General features: G+C 39.5%; 7 protein-coding genes and 4 pseudogenes. 6 read left to right on the top strand and 5 right to left on the bottom strand.

The annotated features are described in order from the left end of the window. Positions 1-128: 128 nt before the first annotated feature. The 3 genes and pseudogenes from WIW52_RS01115 to WIW52_RS01105 all read left to right on the top strand — a co-directional run. Positions 129-655: pseudogene (locus WIW52_RS01115) on the top strand (IS6 family transposase); the annotation flags it as partial. A 107-nt stretch (positions 656-762) separates the two neighbouring features. Further along, entirely contained in the window at positions 763-975 is a 213-nt protein-coding gene (locus WIW52_RS01110) for a VapB-type antitoxin (RefSeq protein ID WP_337703309.1), read from the top strand. Next, positions 968-1360: a PIN domain-containing protein gene (locus tag WIW52_RS01105; RefSeq protein ID WP_337708055.1), complete on the top strand. Its 393-nt coding sequence runs from the start codon at positions 968-970 to the stop codon at positions 1358-1360. Before WIW52_RS01110 ends, WIW52_RS01105 begins: the two co-directional genes overlap by 8 nt. Positions 1361-1974: 614 nt before the next feature. Here WIW52_RS01105 and WIW52_RS01100 read toward each other — a convergent pair. Then, positions 1975-2331, bottom strand: a complete 357-nt coding sequence (locus WIW52_RS01100) for an aspartyl protease family protein (protein ID WP_337708053.1) — start codon at positions 2329-2331, stop codon at positions 1975-1977. A 173-nt stretch (positions 2332-2504) separates the two neighbouring features. On the opposite strand from WIW52_RS01100, the gene WIW52_RS01095 reads away from it, so the two are divergent. After that, positions 2505-2630: a hypothetical protein gene (locus WIW52_RS01095; RefSeq protein ID WP_337708052.1), complete on the top strand. Its 126-nt coding sequence runs from the start codon at positions 2505-2507 to the stop codon at positions 2628-2630. Here the strand turns inward: WIW52_RS01095 and WIW52_RS01090 are convergent. Continuing rightward, positions 2622-3726, bottom strand: a pseudogene (locus WIW52_RS01090) (transposase). The gene WIW52_RS01095 and the pseudogene WIW52_RS01090 overlap by 9 nt on opposite strands. 108 nt (positions 3727-3834) lie before the next feature. On the opposite strand from WIW52_RS01090, the pseudogene WIW52_RS01085 reads away from it, so the two are divergent. Next, positions 3835-3946: pseudogene (locus WIW52_RS01085) on the top strand (DUF4322 domain-containing protein); the annotation flags it as partial. Here the strand turns inward: WIW52_RS01085 and WIW52_RS01080 are convergent. From WIW52_RS01080 to WIW52_RS01070, 3 genes are read right to left on the bottom strand one after another with little or no spacing between them, the layout of a single operon-like run. Then, complete coding sequence (locus WIW52_RS01080) at positions 3941-4351, bottom strand: type II toxin-antitoxin system VapC family toxin (protein ID WP_337708051.1); 411 nt, start codon at positions 4349-4351, stop codon at positions 3941-3943. The pseudogene WIW52_RS01085 and the gene WIW52_RS01080 overlap by 6 nt on opposite strands. Before the next feature lie 2 nt (positions 4352-4353). Further along, complete coding sequence (locus WIW52_RS01075) at positions 4354-4851, bottom strand: hypothetical protein (RefSeq protein WP_337708049.1); 498 nt, start codon at positions 4849-4851, stop codon at positions 4354-4356. A 17-nt stretch (positions 4852-4868) separates the two neighbouring features. Beyond that, positions 4869-5468, bottom strand: coding sequence for a hypothetical protein (locus WIW52_RS01070; RefSeq protein WP_337708047.1), 600 nt, complete (start codon positions 5466-5468; stop codon positions 4869-4871). A 324-nt stretch (positions 5469-5792) separates the two neighbouring features. Here WIW52_RS01070 and WIW52_RS01065 point away from each other — a divergent pair. Then, positions 5793-6175: pseudogene (locus tag WIW52_RS01065) on the top strand (DUF4322 domain-containing protein); the annotation flags it as partial. Positions 6176-6283 lie beyond the last annotated feature (108 nt).

Here is a 6283-nt window from a genome sequence, read left to right as displayed (position 1 = left end):
CTGTTAACAAGTTTTATCAAGTTTTATCTCACAATAATACAAGCTTTTCTCGATGTTTTTCTATATTTTGTATTGAGGGAAGTTAAAAGCCTGTTGCAACTATTATGAAAAAGACTATATTAATGAACGCCTCTTGGAGAGCAGTTTTACCCCATTCTACTCTGTTTTACTATCATAGGAGGTGAGTTATGTGAGGTATGCTGTACCATTGAGTATTGTTTACGCTATTGATGAGACTAAGGTGAGGCTAATTAATGGTCAGTACTATTACGTGTGGATTGTTAGGGATGTTAAAACTAAGGGTACCTTTCTTCTTACTAGTGTTAGGAGCGGGGTAAATGTCTTGGTAGTTCTGGCAAGTATGAAGAGGGCTGAGGAAGTAGTAAGGAGAAAGTGAGGGTGGATAAGTTACTTGCACGATGGGGCAACTGCACACAACGCCTTCTCATGGTCAAACGTAGAACACGAGAAGTTCAACGAGAGGGATTACGCAGAACAAGGGCTTAAAACACTTGCATCAATGGACTTCCACTTCCCTTGGAATACTGACAATCACAATAACTAGGTGGTTATCAACATTCTTCCTAACCTTTACACCCCAAACTACTTGTTAGATAAGGGGGTAATAATAAATGTAAATATTTCCATTGAATGAAATTGTTGTCCACACTCAGACGTTGAGTGAATAATGATATTGAGTTTCTTAAAACTTGTATATCCTAAAGTAAATAAGAATTTAAGGTAGAAAGTAGAAAGTATACTATGCAACAAAAAGTAACCATAAAAGTGAGTGAGTCTACACTTAAAATTTTGAAGAAGCTTAAGGAGGAAAATAATTTCTCATCAATAGATGATACCATTCAATACTTAATAAAAATGTATAGAGAGGAAAAATTAAAAACAGTATTTGGTATAGATAAAGGAAAAATAACTCCATTTACTAGAGATGATAGGATTGAAGATCGTAATGGATAGCTATGCGTGGATAGAATTATTCTTGGGAAGTGAAAAAGGTAAAAAGGTTGTAGAAATCGTATCTTCTGCCGACGAGGTCATAACTCCCGATTTAGTATTGGCTGAAATCGGAAGAAAGTACATTAGGGAAGGGGCTAATGAAAAGGAGGTCAAGAATCGACTTAAATTTATAGAGGAAAATAGTATAGTTGCTTGCTTAGATGCAGATATAAGCATAGAAGGAGGAAAAGCCTATCTGGAATTACTGGAAAAGTCTAAAAAAGAGCGCAAAAATAAACCAGCATTGACGGATAGTATACTTTTAGCATTAGCTAGAAAGTATAGTGCAAAAATCGTGTCAGGAGATAAAATATTTGAAGGTATGAAGGAGGTAATATTAATTTAAGGAGAACGGTAATACCTAAGTTAAGGAGCAGGCCACGACATGTGGAGTTTCATTGAGCACCTTACTCCACCTCACATAGACTTCATAGTGGTGCCTTCCATTCCAATGTTAGCATTTTATAACTAAAAACCACGTATGGAGCAAATTGTTTTCAGGTTAACGGTCATCAGTTACGGATAAATGAGGTACGGGATAACAATACCTGCGAAGATAAGATAGAAAGGTGAGAAATTATACGGCAAGGAGGTGATAGTAATTGTCATCCTACCAGATGATGAATAAATTAATAAAGAAGCATTAGAGAACTTTCAATTTACTTCAACAAACGGTAGGATAAAATTTAACGATGTAGGAAAAGTAGTCAGAATTGCTAAGGTCAACCAGCATAATATGGGGTATGTTTGAAATTCATTTTCTCAACTATAAGTTATTTTATATTACAATAAAATATTAATCTTCCCTCATATTGAAAGATATAATTGACTTATATTCTCAACTAGTTATAATATTGTTTTCCTATCACATTATATTTATTGAATTATTTGCATTCTGGACACTCTCTTGAGGGATTATTAGATAGAGAAGAGGGCTAGCACAACCTCATTCTGTCGTCTTTATTTCATTATAATCCTACCTTGTCTAATTTCCCTCTTCAAGGGATCCAAGACAAGGCCAAAAATTTCTAGAGTAACAACTCCTAGTAAATTTTCATCCTCGCTCTCTCCTAAAATAACGGGGGAATGCCTTTCTCCATAAGGCGGAAGTTCAATAATCGCTTCTGACACTCCCCTCTCTATAGTCGTACCGTCCGCTAAAATTAATGACACCCTTGAAATCTCCTTTAATTCTAACTTTTCCCAAATTTCCTTTTTTAGCACAGTGTAATAAGCACCGGAATCTATCAAGAACCTAACCTTCTCACTATCTCCTTTCTCGTTCTTTACTATGCCGTCAACGTAAATTAGTCCCATATATTACGTGTATTTCCACGATTTAAATTACTTATTGGTCTTTCCAAAAAGGGGTTAAGGGGGCGGAAAGCCTCGCCCTTCCCGGTAGACCCAAAATCATATTAGAAAAAATATTTCTGATAGGATAATATCTAATCCGTGAAAGATAAAGAAATTTATAAGAGTGTAAAGAATTGAAGAAAGGGTTTAAGGTGAGGGAGACAGAGTATTACTACGTGACAAGGAAAGAGGGTAACACTTGGTCTCCCTCGCCAAACATTCAACAAATAGGATACAGCAGTTATGGGACTTTAACGTAACTTAAAGATTTTCATCAGCCCCGATGATCCGCCTAAATAACGTTCAACGAACCTGAGGAACGCCTCCACGCTCCTCAGGTTCAGCTCCCCTATCAGCTCCCTGACGACGTTGACCATGATGGTGAAGATCGTGAGGTAACCCTGAAGCCTCTCTCTCCTCCAAAACGAGGAGTCCTCCAGTCCCAAGGCCTTGACGTCCTTGTGGAGCTCCTCAATCTCCCACCTCATCCTCCATGCCTCCTCCATCTCCTCCTCGCTGAGCGAGAGATCGGTCGTGTAGAGATACCTGACGTGTGTCCCGGAGTCACCTTTATATTCCCGGACTAGCAATTTTACCGTAATCACTCGGCCTCCCAAGGTCAAGTCGGCGTAGTAGACTCCGGGGGGTAGGTCCCCCACTCGGAGGTGTCCCTCCACCTCCTCGAGGGTCCCCCGGGCCGACTCGACCCTGAGCTTGGTTGGACTTGAGCTCAGACACCACGTTGTCCTTCACGAGCTTCTCCGACCAGTACCACGAGTCGAAGACTACCTTGGACACGCGGAAGTACCCCTTGAGCACGTCCAACATCTCCTTGGCCAAGTCGATCTTGGTCTTGAACTCGTTGACCATCCCCAAATCCAACATCTTCCTCACGGCGTAGGGGAAGGCTCCCACCATGAACGCCCTGCCCGTGGAGAGGTCTACTATGGCGACCGTGAGGAGTTGTATACCCCTTTCGAACCTCTTGTGGGCGTGGCAGTAGATCCAGTAGTTCCCGTGAGGGCTCACGTCCTTTCCTCTGGAGTACTCCTTGTGGTCCACGGTGTCGTCTATGATTACAGCCACCTCACCCTTCACCAGCCCCGACAGGACCTTCAAGTAGTCCTTCCACGCGTCTTCGAGTTCCCCCAACGCCTCCAGCAGGTTTGCGTAGTCCAACCCGAACGTCTCAGCAGCATTCTTCACGCTGGCCCTACCACCTAGCAGGGTCATGAGGACCAGTGCTAGTCCTACCCTCCTGCTCCTCCCGTTCCTTCTCACTATGCCCAGGACTTGGTTCACTGCCTTGACCAACTTCTCCTTAGCTAACTCGATTTGTCCTTTTCCGTTTGACATCTTTTCAGTATGAAGACGTCTAAAATTAAAAACTTCTCGCTAATACCGACTTCTTAGTATTACCTCCCTAAGATTCCCATAACTGCTGTAGGATATAAATTACTTTCCATGCTTTAAGGGAAAGGAGAAGAGGTAGCAAAAACTCTCATCTCCGCGTGTTTACGATTCAGTAAAGAACAAGTCCAGAGCGTATGACGTATCCCCACAGACGTTATTAAACGTTTACGCGCTTCGCGTAATCCTTTAGCCTATCCCAATCCTTATCGTTAGATAGAACATTAACTCCTTGCCTTTTAGCTATTACAGCAAGGATCGCATCAACTGCATCAACGTCTTTATCTTTCATTACTTCAAATGCCTCAACAAAATCCTTTATGTTCGGATATTCCAATTGAACGTTTTGCTGATATAATATCTTCAAAAATTCTCGACCGAACGCAAAATATTTATTTGCAACTTCCCGTTTATTTTTCTTCAGAAATTCAAGTACATTTTTCCTAATTACCTCCATAACTTCTGCTAGAACGAGATCCGAATATATTGGATCATAGCTCCCAAGTAAGTTAAATAGCTTATTTCTCTTTTCTATAATTATATTAGTATCAACGAGTACTTTCAATTTCACCACTACTTAGAAAGCCAATACAGTTGTTGTAAGAGGTGCTCCTTGTATTTATCCATTGTGAACTCTCCGCATACTGGAATAATTTCTTCACCTAAGCCGTTAATCAGAGTCAATGAAAGAACAACGTACTCTACTCTCTTTACCAATCTACAGTCGCTTAAATAAAGGATCTTTGTCTCTCGGTCTACAGGAGTCAGGTTTTGCTTTATTTCTATTTTATATTCCCAACCAAGATCTTTCATCACTTCTTCCAAGTCTAATGACTTAACGTCAGGTAAAACTATCTCCTCTAAGTCGGAGTCCCTCACGTATTTCAACCAGTCGTCGAATGTGGTAAAATATATTGGATTCCCTTCATTATCATAATCTATACGCAACACTCTGAAAGGTGGAGCATATACACTACTGATAGGATATGAAGATTGTAAATATGTAGTAGCCATTAATAATATATTATTTAGTATTTCAGTTGTAGATCTTAAAGACTCTATCTCGCGCAACTTTTCTCTAGTCAAGCTTAAGCTAATTTTTCATCACCTCTTACTATCTTCTCTATCTCATTTATTAGACTTTTAATTACATCTACGCTTACTTGCCTATTCCTATAAATTATTTCGACTAAGGATTTCCTCGAGTCGAGAACATAAGGCAAAACATTTATTGACGATAAGTATTCTGACTCTCTTAAGTCGCCTTCGTTACTATAGTCTAATAACACGTAGCCTGCCCTTTTATATTTAGACAATCCGCGTAATTCTACGTCCAAGACGTAAATTAACATAACCTCAATTAAATAGTCTATATTTAACAATTTTCCTAGCTCAGATAACTTCAAAATAGCGTCCTCAACTTTCTCATCAGTAGTTTTACCTAATGCTGCCTGCAAAATAATTTTCTTCTTTTCCGTAAAGGAAACCTCATATAACAGTAATTGCAAGTCATCATAAGTTATGGTAGTAAGAAGGGAAGAAGGAACCGGGACATTAGGATACAACGACTCACTTACAGAAATTAAAGGCAATTTTAGGTTTACTTTATCATTAGACAGTACCTTCAAAATCGCATCCTTACTAGAATTAGTAATAAGCGAGGCGGAAGCGTAACGAAACTCAGTCATAATTAAAATTTAGAGTCAATTCTAATAAAGGTTAATAAATAATTAAATCCTAGTGTCGCCATTTTAAATGAATTTGCCTTTACAATAGATTGAAAGCCTCGAGAATGGGCTGGGATGATGAAAGTTTAAATATCTCTTTATGAAACTTTCTCTTAGTGACGACGCTCCTTCCCGGCTCCGGTAGACCCAAAATCATATTAGAAAAAATATTTCTGATAGGATAATATCTAATCCGTGAAAGATAAAGAAATTTATAAGAGTGTAAAGAATTGAAGAAAGGGTTTAAGGTGAGGGAGACATAATATTACTACGTGACAAGGAAAGAGGGTAACACCCGGTCTCCCTCACCAAACATTCAACAATTAGGATATAAATTACTTTCCATGCTTTAAGGGAAAGGAGAAGAGGTAGCAAAAACCCTCATCTCTGCTTGTTTGTGGAACGATTCAGTAGAGAACAAGTCCGGAGCGTATGACGTATCCCCACAGACCGTGAGAAATTACATAGAGAAACAAGGAATGGAAGTAATTGAAAAACTATTGGAAAATGCTAGGAAAATATCCTTAGAAGTACTGAAGGGGGTAAAGGAGGTAGACCTCTCGATTGACTGGACAACCAAGACGTGGTACGGGAAACCAGTGAAAGGACTCGGGAGCTCTGAAAGAGGAAACTCCTACGGGCAATCCACGCAAAACAAGAGAACGAATAAAACCAAGTATTACAAGAGAAAAGGAAATAAACAAGTAAGGAGAAAAACAACATAAGCTCATAGAAAACATGGGGATAAAACCCCATCCACGAGGCTAGCTGTGAAG

Origin of the sequence: Stygiolobus sp. RP850M (genome assembly GCF_037389295.1) — an archaeon.
GTDB lineage: Archaea > Thermoproteota > Thermoprotei_A > Sulfolobales > Sulfolobaceae > Stygiolobus.
Note: the sequence above shows the minus strand (reverse complement) of the source record. Positions and strands in the feature narration are given on the sequence as shown.

Bases quoted from the DNA above. Each gene is read 5' to 3' on its own strand.
- WIW52_RS01110 (WP_337703309.1), top strand. From the start codon at position 763: ATGCAACAAAAAGTAACCATAAAAGTGAGTGAGTCTACACTTAAAATT.
- WIW52_RS01105 (WP_337708055.1), top strand. From the start codon at position 968: ATGGATAGCTATGCGTGGATAGAATTATTCTTGGGAAGTGAAAAAGGT.
- WIW52_RS01100 (WP_337708053.1), bottom strand. From the start codon at position 2,331: ATGGGACTAATTTACGTTGACGGCATAGTAAAGAACGAGAAAGGAGAT.
- WIW52_RS01070 (WP_337708047.1), bottom strand. From the start codon at position 5,468: ATGACTGAGTTTCGTTACGCTTCCGCCTCGCTTATTACTAATTCTAGT.